Source organism: Paraburkholderia sp. UCT2 (assembly GCF_014397665.1).
Taxonomy (GTDB): Bacteria; Pseudomonadota; Gammaproteobacteria; order Burkholderiales; family Burkholderiaceae; genus Paraburkholderia; species Paraburkholderia tuberum.
In genome coordinates this window covers 1-237 of sequence record NZ_VZQO01000196.1, presented here as the reverse complement: position 1 = coordinate 237, position 237 = coordinate 1, and the positions used below count along the sequence as shown (strand labels likewise).

The 237-nt window shown below is 58.2% G+C and carries 1 pseudogene; it reads left to right on the top strand.

Features of this window, described 5'->3' with window-relative positions:
- Window positions 1-237 (top strand): annotated as a pseudogene (locus F6X39_RS37790) (IS110 family transposase); the annotation flags it as partial.

Genomic DNA, 237 nt, shown 5'->3' with positions numbered 1-237 from the left:
CAAGAAAGCTGCTAGTTGAAGCTGCATGGAGCTATCGCCACCCTGCGCGTGTGAGCCCCGATATTCAGCGTCGTCACGAAGGTCTGCCTAAACCGATTGTAGATCGAGCCTGGGACGCACAGGTGCGCTTGTGCCGACGCTATCGCAAACTCGTCGCGCGCGGCAAGCAGAAGAATATCGCCGTAGTCGCAGTTGCCCGTGAACTCAGCGGATTCATCTGGGACATCTGCCGGCTCT